Raw genomic sequence first — 16,329 nt, 5'->3', positions numbered from 1 at the left:
CCCCTGATCTGCGCGCGCCCCAACGGCCGGCCCGGGCCGGCCGTTGGGGCGACTTATAACAGGCGGCAGGTGCACACATCTGAGGAACGAGCGGGCACCGGCCGCGTACCGTCGGGAATCTCGGACGCGGCCGGTGCCCGCTACATGGCGTCCAACTTCGCCCACCCGTCCTGTGCGACCTGATCGCTGATGATCTGAGGAGCGCTCGTGAGCAGATCGGGCATCACGGCCATCGCTTTCCCGAAGTGTTCGGAACTCGTGTGCGCCTGGGCCGCCTCGGGGCTCGCGTATCCCTCGATGAGCACGTACTGATGAGGATCGGTCAGGCTCTTGGACCACTCGAACAGTATGTTCCCCTCCTCGGCTCGGGTCGCCTCTCCGAAGTCCTTCCGCAGGGCGTCCCAAGCGGTGCTCTGCTCGGGGCGTACGGTGAATTTGATGAGGCTGAGCAGCATGTGGATCCTCCGGTGATGTGGTCCCCCTGTCGGCCGTGAGGCGGCGTTCCAGGGGCGGGAGCGCGACTGCGCTTGTTCAGTAGTGGCGTGGTGTTGGCCGGCTGTGGGGCGCCGTTGCCGTGTGCGGTCAGCTGTGGGTCGCGTACGGTCGGGGCGCCGGCTCCGCGGGCACGGTGGTGTCGGATTCGCTGAGGCCGTATCGCCGGTGGAAGGCGCGCAGCGGGCCGGGGGCGTACCAGGCGATGCGGCCCAGTACGCGCATGGAGGCGGGGACGAGGACGCCGCGTACGGCGATGGCGTCGATGAGGATGGCCAGGCCGCTGCCGAGGCCGAACATCTGCATGAAGCTGAGTTTGGCGGTGCCGAAGGCGAGGAAGCTGACGGCGAGCAGGCAGGCCGCGGCGCTGACGATGCGCCCGGTGTGGCCGAGGCCGTGGGTGACGGCGTTGTGGTTGTCCTCGCCGGCGTCGTGGAGTTCCTTGATGCGGCTGGTGACGAAGACCTCGTAGTCCATGGACAGGCCGAAGGCGATGCAGAACATCAGCACGGTCATGGCCATTTCCATCGGCTGTGGGGTGAAGCCGAGCAGCCCGGACAGGTTGCCGTCCTGGAAGATCCAGGTCATGACGCCGAGGGTCGCTCCCAGGCTGACCAGGTTCAGCAGCAGGGCGCGCAGGGGCTGGACGATGCTGCCGGTGAACAGGAACAGCAGCACGAACGTGGCGAGGACCACGAGCAGCACGGCGATCGGCAGCATGTCGCCGATGGACTTCTTGGAATCGACCAGTTCGGCGTCCACACCGCCCACCAGGGGTGTGGTGTTGGCGGGTGGCTCGACGGCGCGCACTGTCGCGACCAGTTCCTGGGCGGCGTCGGACTTCGGCGTGAGGTCGCTGACGACGCTGATGCGCTGGGCGTCGTCGGCGGCGAGGGCGGGGTTGCTCGGGAAGCCGGTGGCCGGCTGGCCGTCGGTGAAGGCCCCGCCTGCGGTCTCGACCCGTTGCACGCCGCTCAGTTCGGACAGCTGCCCCGCGTACGCGCTCAGGGGTTCCTGGCCGACGCTCTGGTCGATGACGATGTGCAGGGCGCTGTCGTCGGTGCCGTTGAAGTTGTCCTGCACAGAGGTGGCCACTTGGCGGCTCTGCGCTTCGGTGGGCAGGACCCGCTCGTCGGGTGTGCCGAAGGTGATGTTCAGCAGCGGGGCCGCGGCGATCAGGAGCACCGCGAGGACGGGCAGCGCGGTCAGGGCCGGTCGGCGCATGACCTGTGCGGCCAGCCTGCCCCAGAAGGGTGCCCGGCCGGTTGTGCGGGGGCGGCGCTTCGCCCAGGGCAGGCTTCCGGCGTTGACGCGGTGGCCGAGCACGACGAACAAGGCCGGCAGGACGAGCAGGGAGCTCACCGCCGCGATCACGACGACGCCGACACCCGCGTAGCCGAAGGAGCGCAGGAAGTACTGCGGGAACACCAGCAAGGCGGCCAGCGCTGCCGCGACGGTCGCGGCGGAGAAGGCCACCGTACGGCCCGCGGTGGCGACGGTCCGGCGCACCGCGTCCTCCACGCTCGCACCCTCGGTGAGCTGTTCGCGGAAGCGGCTGACCATCAGCAGGGCGTAGTCGATGGCCAGACCGAGCCCGAGGGCGGTGGTGAGGTTGGTGGCGGTGTTGGACACGTCGGTGAGGCTGCCGAGCAGGGAGAGCTGCGCGAACGAGCCGGCGATGGCGAGCAGCGCGATGGCCAGGGGCAGCAGGGCCGCGACCACACCGCCGAAGACGAACAGCAGCAGAATCAGGGTGAGGGGGACGGCGATCGCCTCGGCCAGGACGAGGTCGTCGACGACCTGCTCGCCCAGTTCACTGCCGACCGCGGCCCCTCCCCCGGCCTGCACCCGCAGGCCGCCCTCCTTGGAGCCGGTGTACTCGCCGATGACGCTCTCGGCGTTCTTCTCCAACTCCGTTTCATCACCCTCGACATGGGCCAGGACCAGCGCTTCGCGGCCGTCCTTCGAGCGCAGCGATTCGGCGTTCGTGTCCCAGAAGGAGACGACGTTCTTCAGGTGGGGTTCCTTCTTCAGATCCGCGACCAGTGCCCGGCCGTCGCTCTGGGCGCCCCCGGCGTCGACGCGGCCTTCCGCGGCGCGCACCAGCAGGATCAGATTCGTTTCGCCACCGAACTTCTCGTCGATGACCTTCGCGGCCCGGCTCGACGCCGAGCTCGGGTCGTCGAAGCCGCCCCCCTTCAGCTTGGTGAACGCCCCACCCCCGAGCACTCCCAGGCCCACCAGAGCCACCACAGCCAGGACAAGGATCAGCCGGGACCGGCGAATCGCCAGTTCGGCAAAGCGAGCAAACACGCGAGAACCCCTTCGTACAGCGCAGACAGCGCCGACACTTCGACAGCAAAAGAACGGACAGAGCATGTGAAAACCGGCTCTGTGGGCGCATGGGTGAGCATCGAAGAGAGAGACGGCAGCCGCCGACAGGGCCCCCTCGACCACCGCCTTGCACTGACGACGACGGTAGGGGCCGCAGTCAGAATTTGGCAGTGTTAGATTTTTCGAACAGCTTGCAGCATTACCTCTGTGAGGCCAGGTCCGGTCGTCGTACGGTTGGTTCATGTCCATTCAGCTGGCTGTCGCACCCGTGCCCACGTTGCGTGAACGGCGCAGGGCCGCCGCCACCCAGGAGATCATCGAAGCCGCGGAGCACCACATCACCGCGCACGGGCCGCACGCCCTGTCACTGCGCGCCGTGGCGCGCACCCTGCAGATGACCGTGCAGGCCCTCTACCACTACTTCCCGAACCGGGACGCCCTGATCACCGCCCTGATCACCAAGGCGTACGACGACCTCGCCGGCGCCGTACAAGAAGCCGTCGACACCGCGCCGCACGACGACGAGGACCTGCCGACGCTGGTGGTGGCCGCGGAGGGATACCGCCGGTGGGCCATCGCCCATCCCGAGCTCTTCCAACTGCTCTACGGTGCCCCGCTGCGGCACTACAAAGCCCCCGTGGACGGACCGACCACACAGGCCATGAAGCGCATGAGCGCGGTCTTCCAACGAGAGATGTTCGCCGGCTTCACCACGGCCCAACTCGCCGCGATTGACGCCCCCGCCCTCACCCCCGGCGTCCGCGCGCTCCTGGACCACTCAGCGGGGGAACCCGGTCATCTCCCGGCCCCGGCGACCGCTCTCATGCTCAGCGCCTGGGGGCATATGCACGGCCTCGTCGTCCTGGAGGTCTTCGGCCACACCCCGTTCCTCAGCGGGCATCAGGACGACTTCTTCCGCACCTCGATGCGTCACATGCTCCAGGGGATTCACGGACGCATCCCGTCCGCCTGACACGGACGGTGGTGCCGCCGTGCTCCTACGCGTGGCACCGGCGGCACTGCCCCGTGTCCGCCCATTCCACGAAGGTGCCTACCGTTTCCTCGGGTCCTACTGAACAGGGGCCCGTCCGGCCCCGTTCGCCGCGTCGGTGGCCAGCGCCTGGGCGATGACCAGATGCAGCTCCGCCTTCAACTGGGCATCCAGGCCCGCCAGTAGCAGATCACGTACAAGCCCCTGGGTGAACCGCAGGTCGTTGTCGTCCGACGGGTCCACTGCGATCAGCGCGGTCCGGAGGGCGTCTCCTACCGAACCGGTGGCCCCTTGGAGCCGTAGCACCGAGTGGAGCAGACGGCGGTCGATGACCGGGCCCATGGCGGCGCAGGTCTCAAGCACGGCGATCACCGCGGGTGAGTACTCGGCCAGGCGATTCTGGATTATCACCTTGAGTTCGAAGGGCATGCCCCTGGCCGGGTCCTCAAGGGCGTCGATGGGCTCCCCCGACTTCAGCAACCCGATGAGCAGAGAGAGGTTTCCGCCGGTCGCACGGTGGACAGCCGACGCCAGGTCCCAGGAGACGGGTGTGCCGCGCATCTGCTGGATGAGTGTGTGGGTCTCGGATGCCGACAAGGCGGAGAGCCGGAGGTTCTCGGCCTTGTCCGACTGGAGCAGTTCGGCCACCGTGCGCCGGAGGTCGGGACTTGAGGACACCCGGTCCTCCCGCATCGTCGCGATCACCCAGAGAGGGGCGTCGTCCACTTCCCTGGCGAGCAGCTGGAGCAGTTGGAGGCTGTGGACGTCCATGAGGTGAATGTCGTCCATGAGTACCACCAGTGGTTTGCCGACGGACAGCAAGGCCTGGCACGCGGCTGTATGGAGAGCGAGACGTTCGACGTCCGAGGGTTGCCCACCGCGGTTCACGAGCCCCTGCCCGCTCAGGAATGCCCGCCGTGCGCGCACGAGGATGCTGCGGACGATCACGGGCAGTGTGTCGAAATGCCCGTCCTCATTCATGATCTTGCAGACCGCCGGGAGCCACGGGGTGTAGTCGGGGAGTACGGAGGTTTTGGCGCCGAGCGCCCTGACCACCTCTGTGCCCGACGAGGTCAGCTCCCGCTCGAACTCCCGGAGAAGGCGGGTCTTCCCGACACCTTGTTCTCCGACCACCAGCATGACGCGCGTGTCGTTCGCCTTTCCCATTACCGATCGCAGGCGGGCGAGTTCATGTTCTCGGCCCACCAGACTCGTGGAGCGCCGGAGTGGTTCGGCCGATTCGGTGCTGGGGCTTTCGGGGGTAGCGGCGATCCGGGCAGTTGGGGCGGAGGGTAACGCGTCGAACGGCTGCCGGGACGGACTCGGAGAGGAGTCGGCGAGCGGGGTGCCGAGATCCTGGCGCAGAATGGACCGGCGTAACTCCTTGAGCTCCTTGCTGGTACCGGCGCCCAACTCCGCCGCGAGATGTGAACGGATTCTCTCGTAGGTCAGGAGGGCCTCCGCCGGCCGTCCGGCGTAGTACTGCGCGCGCATGAGCAGCGATCCCAACCGTTCCTCCAGGGGGTTGGTGCGGACCTCTTCGCTCAGGATGCGCGTCACCTCGTCGTATTCGCCGAGCCCGAGGCAGGCGTCCGCCCGAATCTGGGACGCCTGGAGCCTCACCTGCTCCAGCCGCGTGGTCTCCAGCGTGGCGAACTCGTAGGAGGCCAGTTCGCTGTAGGGAGAGCCCGTCCACAGGTTCATGGCCTCGGCCATCGCGTCACTGGCCGCCTCCAGTTGGCCTTCGGCGAAGAGGAGACGGCCGTTTTCCACCGCGGCCTGGAACCTGCCGACATCCGTCTGGGTCGGGGCGATGTCGAGTACGTATCCAGGCGCCTCGTGACGCAGTTCCGGAGAACCCGCCTGATCGCCTTCGCCGGCGAGTGCCTTACGGAGGCGGGAGACGTATGAATGAAGTGTGGCCTGCGCGGAGTTGGGCGGCGAGGACTCCCATAAGGAACGGATGATCCTGGGAACCGGCACTACTCTGCCGGCATTGATCAGCAGCAGTGCGAACAAGGCGCGCTGCTTGGGCGATCCCAGCTGTCGCGCTTTTCCCCCCATGCTCACCGCCATCTTTCCGAGCACTCTGACCGGGGCGGGGCGCCGGCTGCCAAGAGCAGCCGCAACCATGCGTGGATACATGTTTCGGTTGTTCTCCGTCGATGGATCCAAGCGGAAAATACGGTACGGGACCAGTGCGAACCTCTCCTCCTCACCGCGTGACGCGGTCGCTGTGATCACCAGCCTCGCCCGGCCCGGTGGCCGTCGCATTGCCCGTCCGTGCACGGTTGTTGAACCTGAGCGCCGCGGCGTTGTCCCCGTACGTGGTCTTGAACAATCGGCTGAAGTGGGCGGGATCGGCGGACCCCCAGCGGGCGGCGACGCCGGCGACCGTGCCGCCGGTGCGGGCCAGGTCCGCGTGGGCCCGCTCCAGGCGGCGCCGGCGGATGAGGGCCGACACCGTGAGCGGGCTGGTCCTCGAAGAGCCTGTGCGGACGGCGTACGGACATGTGGTGCGCGGCGGCGACCTTCACCGGGGACAGGTCCCGGTGGGCGAGCCTCACCTCGATGAAAGCGGCGATCCGGGTGCGCGGCACGTCGTCCGGGGCAGGACCGGAGTCGCCCAACTGCGCCGAGAGCGCCACCGCGATCAGTTCGATCACCGCCGCGGCCGACCTGGCCGCCTCGTCGGTACGGAACCCGCTCACCGACCGCGCCATGTCCCGCGCGAGCGAGGACACCGGCGCCGCGGGGCCCCGGTCGCCGGGAATGCGCGCCCCGGCGAGCCGGGCGGCGTCGTTCGGTCCGAGCCGCGGCGGGTGCCGGGGTACCAGCAGGATCACGCTCGTGGTCACGGTGCCGGCGAACCGGACCGGCCGCACGGGGTCGATCAGCACCAGGTCGCCAGGTCCGAGCACCGAGCTGCTGCCGCCCTGGTCGGCGCGTACGTGTCCGCGCGTCACCAGGTCGATCCGCCACAGCTCCTCGTCGGCGGGGCGGGCGGAGCGCGCGTCCCGGAAGCACTCGCCCTCCGGTGTGACCAACTCGGCCAGCCGCAGGGGCCCGAGGTCGCGGGTCACGATGTCGGCGTGGAACTCGTCGCCCTGATGCCGTCCGCCGAGCAGGGGCGGCAGACCGCTGGTCGCGAGGGTCTCCAGACACGCCTCGACACCGTCCATGCCGCCCCGGTACCCCTCCCGTACGTCCGCCACCGTCGTGTCCCTCTGCCCAGAGCGTCAATCGCCCCACGGTATCGAAGCCCGTGCGGGCGCCTCCGTTTCTCCCTGCCCGTCAACACCTGCCCGGCGCCCGGAAGAAGACGCCGCGCGTCCCCTGCGAATGGGGAGACCCTTGGTCGTTCGTGCTCACTTATGCGACTTGATGCCGTCCAGGGCCATGGCGAGCACCCGATCCCGCTGCGCCTCTTGGACGAAGTTCGCCCCGCTGACCCCGTTGACGAGGAAGAGCACGTCGTCGAAGCTCACATCAGCCCGGGCCTTGCCGGCGCGCTGGGCTCGTTCGAGAAGCGGTCGACCGGCGGCGTGGATCATGTCGCGGCCGGTCACGAACATCTCCGCGCGGTGCGCGATGGCATCGTAGATCGCCTTCTTGGTGGTCGCGTAGCTGACGAACTGGCGCAGCCAGCTCTCCAGGTCGTCCCACGGATCAGGGCCGTTCAACTCGGCCGCCATCAGGGCGAGGGCTTCGACCTCGTCCAGATAGACCGCCTCGAACAAGTGCTGACGCGTGGGGAAGTTGCGGTAGAGGGTCGCGATGTTGACCCCTGCCCGCCGGGCGATCCCCTCCAGCGAGGCACCGGACCCCTCTGCCGCGAACACCTCACGAGCGGCGTCGAGCAGGGCGTCGAAGTTGCGGCCTGCGTCCGCACGCGCCGGCCGGGTCACGGTGAAACCCGATTCGGCTCGCCTGCCGGACTCGGTGGGGGCCATCACCCACTCCTCCTCATCTACTCACCTTGCCAAACGAAGGGGTGCCTGCGCTAAAGTCAAGTCATGCCTTCGATTATGCGCAGGCATGCCTTAGCTTATCCCGAACCGGCAGGAGACCATGGCTACCATCGGCTTCATCGGCAGCGGCAACATCGGCAGCACACTGGCCCGCCTCGCGGTCGACGCCGACCACGACGTCGTCCTCAGCAACAGCCGCGGCCCGGAAACCCTGCGAGACCTGGTCGCGCGGCTCGGCCCGCGCGCCCGCGCGGCGACCCCGGCCGAGGCTGCGGCCGTCGGCGACCTCGTCGTGGTGACCATTCCGATCAAGGCCTATCGGCAGGTCCCCACCGAACCCCTCCAGGGCAAGGTCGTCATCGACACGCTCAACTACGACCCCGCCCGCCAGGGTCACGTACCGGAGATCGATGCCCACCCCACCCCGGCCCACCTCCTCCTTCAGACGCATCTGACCGGCTCACACGTCGTCAAGGCGTTCAGCAACATCTTCTTCAAGCACCTCGCCACCCTGGGACGCCCGAGCGGCGCCCCGGACCGCAGCGCCCTGCCCATCGCAGGTGACGACGCCACCGCCAAGAGAGCGGTCGCCGCCCTGATCGATTCGCTCGGCTACGACGCGTACGACGCGGGGCCGCTCGCCGAGAGCCGCCGGTTCGCGCCGGGCACGCCCGCCCATCACGCCTATCTCGACCCGGCCGGAATGTTCGCCGCCCCCGGCCGGCCCGCGTCCGCGGACGACCTGGCCAAGCTCCTCTCGGCGTAGGGAAATCCTGGGCCGGACAAAGGGTCATTGGCGCACACTCGTCGTCAGATTCCGCGCGTCATCGATCGTGTGGCAGCCGGCCAGGCCGAACGCGTCCCGGATCTCCGCGGCGAGAAGGTCGAGCAGCCGGCGGACACCGTCCTCGCCGGAGACCGCCGGCGCCCGGAGCACGGGACGGCCGAGCAGCACCGCGTCAGCGCCCAGGGCGACCGCTCGCAGTACGTCGACACCGGACCGGATGCCGCCGTCCATGAGCAGCTGACAGTCGTCGCCCAGCGCGGCCCGTACCGGCGCGATCAGTGAGTGCGCCTGCGCGCCGACGGTGGCGTCGGCGGCCGGCGGCCCATCGGTCAGCTCGACCGGCTCGACGCGGCAGGAGATGGCTCCTGCCGCCGAAGAGCACCTGGACCACCGGCCTCAAGCCGACATGACCTCACACCGGCGGGACGTCAGGCCAGCAGCCGTTTCCAGTCCGTCGCGGTGAGTACGCCGGCCGAGTGCGCCCGGTCCGCGCCCGCGCGGTGCAGCGTGGTCACCGCGTTCGCGATGTCGGCGTTCTCGCCCGCCCTTACCTTCGGGGTGATCAGCGGCCAGATGTCGGAGCCGAGGTAGCCGGTCTCGTCCGCGCCGCCCCGGACCATGGCCGCGCAGGTGTGCTTCTCGACGTTGTGCGTGTCCGCGAGCTTGACGACGGCGCGCTTGGTGGCCGCTCCGAACACCCCGTCCACCGGTACGTCCGAGAAGCCGCGCGAACGCAGCAGGTACTGCGCGGCACGCACCTGGGGTCCCGCGGCTCCCGGCCTGAGCAGCGGCCAGACGGCGGGCCGGTCCGCCCGCGCGACGCCCAGCGCGCCGGCGACCGCGTCGCGAAGCTCCTGGAGTCTGCCGTAGAGCACGTCGCCGGGGCATTCGGTGGAGTTGAAGTCGCGGTGCCCCATGATGTCGCCGACCGGCCGCCCGTACTGGGTGGCGATCCATGCCACGAGCTGGACGAGGGAGTTCCAGAGCGCGGCCGGTACGTCGACCTCCGTATAGAGGCCCTCGTTCTCGATGCCGATGACTTCGCTGTTCCGGCCGCCCACATTCGCGCCCTGCACATGCTGTGTACCGCCGCGTACGACATCGAGGCTCTGGTGCCGGCCTTCGAGGATGAAACCCCCGCGCGAGTTGGTGAACTGCTGGCCGGAGTCACCCCAACCCTGGCCGTCCATATGGAAGTTCTGGATCGACCGGCAGATCGCCATCGCGTGCTCCAGCGAGTAGTCCTCGCTGTTGCCGGGCTCCGCGGTGTGGTGCACGACGATGTAGGTAGGCACCCGGTCGAGTACGACGATCTGCTGGTTCGGGGGCCGCGCGCCCCATTCCGCCGTGGTGTGGATCCGCGGCTCGGGGGCGGCGAGCGCCGAACCGGCCGCCCGGCGGCCCTCCGTGCGCGCCGGGGCGGCGTTGGCCGGCGCGTTCGTGGCGAATCCGAGGGCGCCGACCGCCGTCGCGGTCAGCCCCCCTCGCAGCACGGTACGACGGCCGGGTCCTGGCTTGGCAACCATGTCGATCTCCTTGGGAAGTGGGGGAAAAATCTCCCGGGTTCAACGACAACAGGCATGTCGCGCAACAGGCGTACGCCGGTCCGGTGGGGCGGAGTTGACGCGCGTCGACGATCCGCGACGCGTCAAGAGAAGCAATTCCGCCATGTCCCCGACAACCCCGTCGGGCAACCTATTTGACGGCTCGTCGGCTCCTTGGAACTACGCGCGTTCACGAATCGCCCGCGAGGTGACCAATCACCCTCCGTCGCCTTTGCTCGCACCAATGACGGAATGACGGAAGGGGTCCCCGAGCCGGCGGGCGGGCCGAGCCGGAAGTCCCGAAGACACGTTTCCGGCGTACGTGTCTGACGCCTTGTTAGGCAGTACGAGGGAATTCTTCGGGTCCACGTCTGATCGCGCATCCCGGGGCGGTCGGATCAGACGATGATCGCGTTTCATGGCGCAGAGAAACGCGGCGGACAAGGTCGGACCGTCTGCCTACACCCACGAAAGGCTCGCCATGCCCCTCCTCCCCCGCGCTCTCCATGTCACCCGAGGCGCCCTGGCACTCACCTCGCTCTGTACGTGTCTGCTCCTGGCCGGATGCGGCGAGCGGGCGCCCGCGCCCACCGCCGACCAGCGGGCGGAGATCCGGGCCCCACGGCCCGGACCGGCCCAGAACAGTGCCGAGGAGAACGGTGAAGGCAGGAGCGGGGAAGGCGGGAGCGGAGAGGACGGGAGCGGGGAGAGCCCGGCCACGGAGAGCAAGTCGGCCGAGGGGGCCGGGCCGGCCGCCGCTCCCCCGCGATGGCCCGCCTCGGCGAACGAGGCGGCGAGCCACGGGCTCGCGGGAAGACCGGTGGAAGCCGCCCTGGTCCGCGAGATCCCCGGTCTCGGTCCGGTCACCCGCTCCCGGATCCCCCTCGCCAGCCGTCAGGCGCTCGTGGTCACCGGCGAGGGCAGGGACTCGTCGAAGTCGGGCGTCGTGCTGTACGAGCGGAGCGCGGACACGGGATGGGAGCCCGTCACCAACCGCTGGCCCGCGCACAACGCGCTGCGCGGCTGGACCTACAACCACCAGGCCGACGACCTGCGTTCACCGATCGGTGTCTTCACGCTCGGGGACGCGGGCGGCCGGCTCCCCGACCCCGGGTCCAGACTCCCGTACGACGAGAGCAGTGACTTCGAGTCGTCGGGCACCGGGTTCCTGGGCGAGCCGCTGGGAGGCTCCTTCGACTACGTCGTGGCCATCGACTACAACAGGTCGCCCGGGAACACGCCGCTGGACAAGACGCGCCCCCTCGGGCTCGCCAGGGGCGGCGGCGTCTGGATCCATGTCGACCACGAGGGACCCACCCAGGGCTGCGTCTCGCTATCGAGGACGCGGATGGTCGACCTGCTGCGGCTGCTGGATCCGGCGAAACGGCCGGTGATCGTGATGGGCGACTCCCTGGCGCTGCGCGACTGACGTGGTGGATGGGGCTCTTGCCGACGGGGGCGCGATGGCGACAGGGTGTCTGCCACAACACCGGCAAGCACTCCCCCCACGAGTCATACGAGGTGCCCGGCATGAGAAGTGACCGCACAGGAACAACGACGGCGACCGGAGAGACCGCACCGGCCGCGAACCTTGCGGGCGGGCCGAGCCGCCGCCAGGTCGTCGGCATACTGGCGGCGGCCGTCGCGACGGTGTCGGTGCCCGCCGCCACGGCCGCCGCCGACCAGTCCCCCCGCCGGCGCGCCAGCCGGAGCGCCGCACCGGCAACGGACCCGGGGCGACAACTCCTCGCCACGGGGCCCCTGTTCATCGGTACGTACACCTCCAGCGGCGGTCCCGGCATCGGGCTCGCCTCGTACGACACGGGTACGGGGCAGATCACCTCCACCGGCACCCTCCGGGGCGTCGGCGACCCCTCGTATCTCGCCGTGCACCCCGACGGGACCACGCTGTACGCGGTCAACGAGCGCCAGGACGGCGGCGTCACCGCGATCGCGCTCGGGGAGGACGGCGGCCACACGGTCCTCGGCACGCGCGGCACCGGCGGCTCGTCGCCCTGCCATCTGTCCGTACACCCCGGCGGGCGCTGGCTCCTGAGCGCGAACTACGGCTCCGGCAACGTCGCCGTCCATCCCATCGAGGCATCGGGCGCGCTGGGCGAGCGCACCGATCTGGTCACCCATTCCGAACCGGCTCCGGGACCGGGACAGAACGGCCCGCACGCGCATCAGATCCTCACCACCCCGGACGGCGGCCATGTCCTCGCCGTCGACCTCGGCACCGACAGCGTCTACACCTACCGTCTCGACGAGACGGCCGGCACACTCACCCGGGTCTCGTACGCGACGCTGCCCGCGGGCGCCGGGCCGCGGCATCTCGTCTTCCATCCGTCCGGCCGATTCGCCTATCTGGCCAACGAGTTGAACAACACCATCGCCGTCTGCGGCTACGACCCGGACAGCGGGTCCCTCACCCCCGGTGAACCGCAGTCCACCGGCGCGGGCGGCGCGGGGAGCAGCTTCCCGTCCCAGCCGGTGATCACCCCCGACGGGGCGTTCGTCTATCTCGCCAACCGTGGGCACAACAGCCTGTCGCGCTTCGCGGTGGAGGACGACGGCGCGGGCCTGCGGCTGCTGGACACGGTGCCGGTCGGCGGCGACTACCCGAGGCAGCTCGCCCTCTCCCCCGACGGGACGCTGCTGTTCGCCGCCAACCAGCGGTCGAACGCCGTCTCGGTCTTCCACGTCGACCAGGACAGCGGCCAACTGACGTCGGCCGGGGCCCCGTTCGCGTCTCCGGTCGCCGTCTGCGTGCTTCCCCTCTGAGACACCGGTCCGCGAGGCCGGCCGACGGTTCGGTCACTCCGTCCGGTCCGGCCGGCCCCGCGGTATCCGTACGACCGCCGTGCCCCCGTCCAGATCCACCGATGTCCGGTGCGGCGGAGCGCCGTCCTCCTCGTCGTCGCGCGTCAGCAGCGCGGACCGGCGTTCCTTCAACTCGCTCTGTTTGCCCGGGGAAAGCGTCGCGTGCAGCAGTTCGAAGCCGGTCGTCGAGACCTGCCCCTGCCGGGCGGAGTTCCGCCAGGGAAGCACCGAGGACCGTCCGGCGCGCAGCAGGAGTTGATCGACGAAGGCCAGACCGGTGAGCAGGATGACGAGTCCCGGCAGAGTCATGAAGACGGCGAATCCCATACGCCAGTATCGCCCGGGCGCTTCCCGTCGGGTCAGGTGCCCGTGGGGAAGAGTTCCTGCCGTAGAGCGGGGTAGTCGGTGTAGCCCTCGGCTCCATGGGTGTAGAGGTGGCGCTCGTCGATGGTGTTGAGGGGCGCGCCGGCCGCGAAGCGCTCGGGAAGGTCGGGGTTGGAGATGAAGGACCGGCCGTACGAGACGAGGTCGGCGAGCCCCGCGGCGAGCACCGCCTCGCCGCCTTCGCGGGTGGTCGGGTCGTGGTTCTCGCCGATGTTCGCGACGAGCGGGCCGTGCCAGCGGGGGCGCAGGTCGGCGAGCGCCGGATAGGTGTCGTTGTCGGTGAGGTGGAGGTAGAGCAGACCGAGGCGGTCGACCGCGCCGAGCAGCGCGCGGTAGACGGGGGCCGGGTCCGCCTCGGCCATGCCGAACTGCGGATTGCCCGGGGAGAGACGCAGCGCCGTACGCCCGGCTCCGATCGCGTCGGCGACCGCGGTGACCAGTTCGACGGGGAAGCGGATGCGGCCTTCGGTCGTACCGCCGTAACCGTCCGTCCGCAGATTGGTGTTGTCGGCGAGGAACTGATGGATCAAGTAGCTGTTGGCGCCGTGCAGTTCGACCCCGTCGAAGCCGGCCGCCATCGCGTTCCGGGCCGCTTGTACGTGGTCGTCGACGGCCTGGCGGATGTCGTCGAGCGTCATCTCGCGCGGCGGCAGGGGATCGGCCTTGGCCCCGTCTCGTACGTGGATGGGGCCCGGCACCTTCACGGAGGAGGGGCCGCTCGGTAGGTCGCCGTCGATCCGGGACAGCGGGTGTCCGTGCCGGCCGCCGTGCATCAGCTGGGCGATGATCCGGCCCCCGGCGGCGTGCACCGCCCGCGTCACGGCCCGCCAGCCCTCGATGTGCGCCGCCGTCTCCAGGCCCGGCAGCCGCCAATCGCTCTGCCCGCGGCTGCTGGGCCAGATCCCCTCGGTGACGATGAGTCCGGCGCCGGCGCGCTGCGCGTAATGCTCTGCGACGACCGGCAGGGGCGTGCCGTCGACGGCCGCGCGGTGGCGGGTCATGGGGGCCATCACCATACGGTTGGGGAGCCGGAGGGGACCGAGGGAATACGGGGCGAGAAGCGTCGTTTTCGTCATGGCGGGACGGTAGGACCTCACACTGGTGTCAGGTTCAATCCCTGCCACCGTCGCGGCGACGGTGCGGACCTCGGGAGGAAGCGTGAAGATCGGCGAACTGGCGCGACGTACGGCTGTCAGTGAACGCTCTCTGCGTTACTACGAGGAGCAGGGCCTCCTCGTCTCGGCGCGTACGCCGTCGGGCCATCGCACGTATCCGGAGCGGGCGGTGGACCGGGTGATCCGGATCCAGGAGCTGTTCGCCGCGGGTCTGTGCAGCGGGAAGATCGCCGAGCTGCTGCCGTGCATGCGGGACGAGGACGGGGGTCCTTCGGAAGCGGCGACGCCGTGGCTCGTCGCCGACCTGACGCGGCAGCGGGCCAGGATCGACGCGCAGATCGCCGAGCTCGTCCGTACGCGGGAGGTGTTGGACGAGGTGATCGTGGCGGCGTCCGGTTATTCGGACGCACCCGGCGCGTCCGGTCCGGCCGGTCCGGCCGGTCAGTCGCGGGCCTCCGGCTCGTCGCGGCCCTCCGGCTCTACGCGCTCGTCCGGCTCGTCGCACCCGTCCGATCCCTCGATCTCTTCCGGCTCGTCGCGCTCGTCCGGTCCCTCCTAGGACTTGTCGCGCCCGCGGCGCCGCCGGAGCTTCGGCCGCCGCAGCTCGGGCCGTTTCAACTCGGGCCGCTTCACCTCTCGCAGCCACGCGGCGAACGCGGTGAGCTGAGGGTGCCGTTCGCGCTGCTCCCGGGTGGATTTGTCCAGCTCCTCCAGCAGGCGCTGGGAGCGGTGGTCGGTGTCGAGCTCGTCGAGCAGTCTGTCGATCTCCGACAGCATCGCGCCGTGCAGCTGCCATTGGCGCGGATGCTGCTGCACTCCTTCCAGCAGCAGATTCGCCGCCCTCTCGCGGGTCGCCGACGCGGCGGCCAGGTCGCCCGTGAGGCGGTCCTCCGCCGCCTCGGCGGCCTGGCTCGTCTGGGTCGTGACCAGCACGGCGAAACTGACGAGCGCGTCGGCGACCTGCCCGAGGAGTTCCTCCAGGGCCGCTCCGACCTGCGGTTCGAAGAGGTCCTCGTCCCGGCGTTCCTTGGCGAGGTCGGTGATCGTGCGGGTGAGGACGCGCAGGACCACCGCGCAGATCTCCAGCGTGTCGAGGCCGGTGCGGAGCACCACCCGGTGCAGCAGCCCCTCCTTGACACGCGGGTTGAGGCGCAGGCTGTCCTCGGCCTGACGGAGCGCGGCGTCCACGTCGGCGATTCCGTGGTCGAGGCGCCGCGCCTCGCTCAGGCGGGCCGCAGCGAGTTCGACCGGGGTGTGGGTGGTCATCTCGTCGCCGACGTCGCGCATCAGCCGGCGCATCTGCCGGGCGAGGCCCTCGATGGAGTCCCCGGCGGCGCCGACGTAGACGGGAGGGACGAACAGTACGTTGAACAGCAGGCCCACCACCGCGCCGATCAGCGTCTCGATGATGCGGTCCCAGGCGGTGTCCGCCGCATGGGTGACGCCGAGGACGAGCATGGCGCTGATCGCGACCTCGGGCACGAACTCGTCGACCCGCACGAGTCTGCCGGCGAGGAGCGAGGCGAGGATGATCAGCGCCAGGCTCCACCACGACAGCCCCACGAGGATGCTGAACGCGACGGCGATCAGCACGCCGGCGACCACCGCGTTCACCCGGCGGACGCTGGTGGTGAGCGTGGAGTAGAGAGTCACCTGGACGACGAGCAGCGCCGTGAGGGGCGCGGTCAGCGGCGCGGGTTCGTCGCTCAGCCAGATCGCGACGAGGTAGGCGAGCGTCGAGGCCACCGTCGAGCGCAGTGTCTGGGTGACGGTCACGTCCTTGCGCAGATCCCACAGAGCGGTCAACGCCCTGTGCACGGAGCCACCCTTGTCGTCGCTGTCCGCGGCCCGCAGTCTCATGAGCAGCACCCTGCACACAGTCGGCGTG

Annotated in this window: 14 protein-coding genes and 2 pseudogenes; 5 read left to right on the top strand and 11 right to left on the bottom strand. The window is 69.8% G+C overall.

Annotated features, from left to right (window positions below):
* Positions 1–140 precede the first annotated feature (140 nt).
* Together ACFWU9_RS18565 and ACFWU9_RS18560 are read right to left on the bottom strand one after the other, a co-directional pair.
* Entirely contained in the window at positions 141–455 is a 315-nt protein-coding gene (locus ACFWU9_RS18565) for a putative quinol monooxygenase (protein ID WP_384319579.1), read from the bottom strand.
* A 127-nt stretch (positions 456–582) separates the two neighbouring features.
* Positions 583–2,805: an MMPL family transporter gene (locus tag ACFWU9_RS18560; protein WP_384319578.1), complete on the bottom strand. Its 2,223-nt coding sequence runs from the start codon at positions 2,803–2,805 to the stop codon at positions 583–585.
* A 262-nt stretch (positions 2,806–3,067) separates the two neighbouring features.
* Between ACFWU9_RS18560 and ACFWU9_RS18555 the strand changes: the two genes are divergently transcribed.
* The gene (locus ACFWU9_RS18555; protein WP_384319576.1) at positions 3,068–3,799 is read left to right on the top strand and encodes a TetR/AcrR family transcriptional regulator; all 732 of its coding nucleotides are present in this window, start codon (positions 3,068–3,070) and stop codon (positions 3,797–3,799) included.
* 96 nt (positions 3,800–3,895) lie between these two features.
* On the opposite strand, the gene ACFWU9_RS18550 is transcribed toward ACFWU9_RS18555, so the two are convergent.
* The 4 genes and pseudogenes from ACFWU9_RS18550 to ACFWU9_RS18535 all read right to left on the bottom strand — a co-directional run bounded on the left by ACFWU9_RS18550 (position 3,896) and on the right by ACFWU9_RS18535 (position 7,770).
* Entirely contained in the window at positions 3,896–5,881 is a 1,986-nt protein-coding gene (locus ACFWU9_RS18550; RefSeq protein WP_384319574.1) for a BTAD domain-containing putative transcriptional regulator, read from the bottom strand.
* Positions 5,882–6,032: 151 nt separating this feature from the next.
* Positions 6,033–6,281 (bottom strand): helix-turn-helix domain-containing protein, encoded by a 249-nt coding sequence (locus ACFWU9_RS18545; protein ID WP_384319572.1) that lies wholly within the window; start codon positions 6,279–6,281, stop codon positions 6,033–6,035.
* 238 nt (positions 6,282–6,519) lie between these two features.
* A pseudogene (locus tag ACFWU9_RS18540) lies at positions 6,520–6,999 on the bottom strand (AraC family transcriptional regulator); the annotation flags it as partial.
* Between the two features lie 186 nt (positions 7,000–7,185).
* Positions 7,186–7,770: a TetR/AcrR family transcriptional regulator gene (locus tag ACFWU9_RS18535; RefSeq protein WP_384319570.1), complete on the bottom strand. Its 585-nt coding sequence runs from the start codon at positions 7,768–7,770 to the stop codon at positions 7,186–7,188.
* Positions 7,771–7,888: 118 nt separating this feature from the next.
* Here ACFWU9_RS18535 and ACFWU9_RS18530 point away from each other — a divergent pair, with 118 nt between their 5' ends.
* Positions 7,889–8,554 (top strand): NADPH-dependent F420 reductase, encoded by a 666-nt coding sequence (locus ACFWU9_RS18530; RefSeq protein WP_384319568.1) that lies wholly within the window; start codon positions 7,889–7,891, stop codon positions 8,552–8,554.
* 24 nt (positions 8,555–8,578) lie between these two features.
* On the opposite strand, the gene ACFWU9_RS18525 is transcribed toward ACFWU9_RS18530, so the two are convergent.
* Positions 8,579–8,806 (bottom strand): alpha-hydroxy-acid oxidizing protein, encoded by a 228-nt coding sequence (locus ACFWU9_RS18525; RefSeq protein WP_384319567.1) that lies wholly within the window; start codon positions 8,804–8,806, stop codon positions 8,579–8,581.
* A gap of 197 nt (positions 8,807–9,003) precedes the next feature.
* Positions 9,004–10,101 carry an N-acetylmuramoyl-L-alanine amidase gene (locus tag ACFWU9_RS18520; RefSeq protein ID WP_384319565.1) on the bottom strand — a complete coding sequence of 366 codons (1,098 nt, stop codon included), beginning with the start codon at positions 10,099–10,101 and terminating at the stop codon, positions 9,004–9,006.
* Between the two features lie 499 nt (positions 10,102–10,600).
* Here ACFWU9_RS18520 and ACFWU9_RS18515 point away from each other — a divergent pair, with 499 nt between their 5' ends.
* Together ACFWU9_RS18515 and ACFWU9_RS18510 are read left to right on the top strand one after the other, a co-directional pair.
* The gene (locus ACFWU9_RS18515; protein WP_384319593.1) at positions 10,601–11,548 is read left to right on the top strand and encodes a hypothetical protein; all 948 of its coding nucleotides are present in this window, start codon (positions 10,601–10,603) and stop codon (positions 11,546–11,548) included.
* A gap of 101 nt (positions 11,549–11,649) precedes the next feature.
* Positions 11,650–12,903, top strand: a complete 1,254-nt coding sequence (locus tag ACFWU9_RS18510) for a lactonase family protein (protein ID WP_384319563.1) — start codon at positions 11,650–11,652, stop codon at positions 12,901–12,903.
* A 33-nt stretch (positions 12,904–12,936) separates the two neighbouring features.
* Here ACFWU9_RS18510 and ACFWU9_RS18505 read toward each other — a convergent pair whose 3' ends face one another.
* The gene (locus tag ACFWU9_RS18505; protein WP_384319561.1) at positions 12,937–13,269 is read right to left on the bottom strand and encodes a DUF6191 domain-containing protein; all 333 of its coding nucleotides are present in this window, start codon (positions 13,267–13,269) and stop codon (positions 12,937–12,939) included.
* 32 nt (positions 13,270–13,301) lie between these two features.
* Entirely contained in the window at positions 13,302–14,402 is a 1,101-nt protein-coding gene (locus ACFWU9_RS18500; RefSeq protein ID WP_384319559.1) for an alkene reductase, read from the bottom strand.
* An 82-nt stretch (positions 14,403–14,484) separates the two neighbouring features.
* On the opposite strand from ACFWU9_RS18500, the pseudogene ACFWU9_RS18495 reads away from it, so the two are divergent.
* A pseudogene (locus ACFWU9_RS18495) lies at positions 14,485–14,832 on the top strand (MerR family transcriptional regulator); the annotation flags it as partial.
* A gap of 164 nt (positions 14,833–14,996) precedes the next feature.
* Here the strand turns inward: ACFWU9_RS18495 and ACFWU9_RS18490 are convergent.
* A complete protein-coding gene (locus tag ACFWU9_RS18490; protein WP_384319557.1) occupies positions 14,997–16,301 on the bottom strand; it encodes an aromatic acid exporter family protein in 1,305 nt (434 codons plus the stop codon).
* Between the last annotated feature and the right edge of the window lie 28 nt (positions 16,302–16,329).

The organism is Streptomyces sp. NPDC058653, assembly GCF_042716895.1.
GTDB lineage: Bacteria > Actinomycetota > Actinomycetes > Streptomycetales > Streptomycetaceae > Streptomyces.
The sequence above is the reverse complement of the archived record's forward strand: the minus strand, read 5'-3'. Positions and strand labels throughout refer to the sequence as shown.

Bases quoted from the DNA above. Each gene is read 5' to 3' on its own strand.
- ACFWU9_RS18530 (WP_384319568.1), top strand. From the start codon at position 7,889: ATGGCTACCATCGGCTTCATCGGCAGCGGCAACATCGGCAGCACACTG.
- ACFWU9_RS18505 (WP_384319561.1), bottom strand. From the start codon at position 13,269: ATGGGATTCGCCGTCTTCATGACTCTGCCGGGACTCGTCATCCTGCTC.
- ACFWU9_RS18525 (WP_384319567.1), bottom strand. From the start codon at position 8,806: ATGGACGGCGGCATCCGGTCCGGTGTCGACGTACTGCGAGCGGTCGCC.
- ACFWU9_RS18510 (WP_384319563.1), top strand. From the start codon at position 11,650: ATGAGAAGTGACCGCACAGGAACAACGACGGCGACCGGAGAGACCGCA.
- ACFWU9_RS18500 (WP_384319559.1), bottom strand. From the start codon at position 14,402: ATGACGAAAACGACGCTTCTCGCCCCGTATTCCCTCGGTCCCCTCCGG.
- ACFWU9_RS18535 (WP_384319570.1), bottom strand. From the start codon at position 7,770: ATGGCCCCCACCGAGTCCGGCAGGCGAGCCGAATCGGGTTTCACCGTG.
- ACFWU9_RS18490 (WP_384319557.1), bottom strand. From the start codon at position 16,301: ATGAGACTGCGGGCCGCGGACAGCGACGACAAGGGTGGCTCCGTGCAC.
- ACFWU9_RS18565 (WP_384319579.1), bottom strand. From the start codon at position 455: ATGCTGCTCAGCCTCATCAAATTCACCGTACGCCCCGAGCAGAGCACC.
- ACFWU9_RS18520 (WP_384319565.1), bottom strand. From the start codon at position 10,101: ATGGTTGCCAAGCCAGGACCCGGCCGTCGTACCGTGCTGCGAGGGGGG.
- ACFWU9_RS18515 (WP_384319593.1), top strand. From the start codon at position 10,601: ATGCCCCTCCTCCCCCGCGCTCTCCATGTCACCCGAGGCGCCCTGGCA.
- ACFWU9_RS18555 (WP_384319576.1), top strand. From the start codon at position 3,068: ATGTCCATTCAGCTGGCTGTCGCACCCGTGCCCACGTTGCGTGAACGG.
- ACFWU9_RS18550 (WP_384319574.1), bottom strand. From the start codon at position 5,881: ATGGGGGGAAAAGCGCGACAGCTGGGATCGCCCAAGCAGCGCGCCTTG.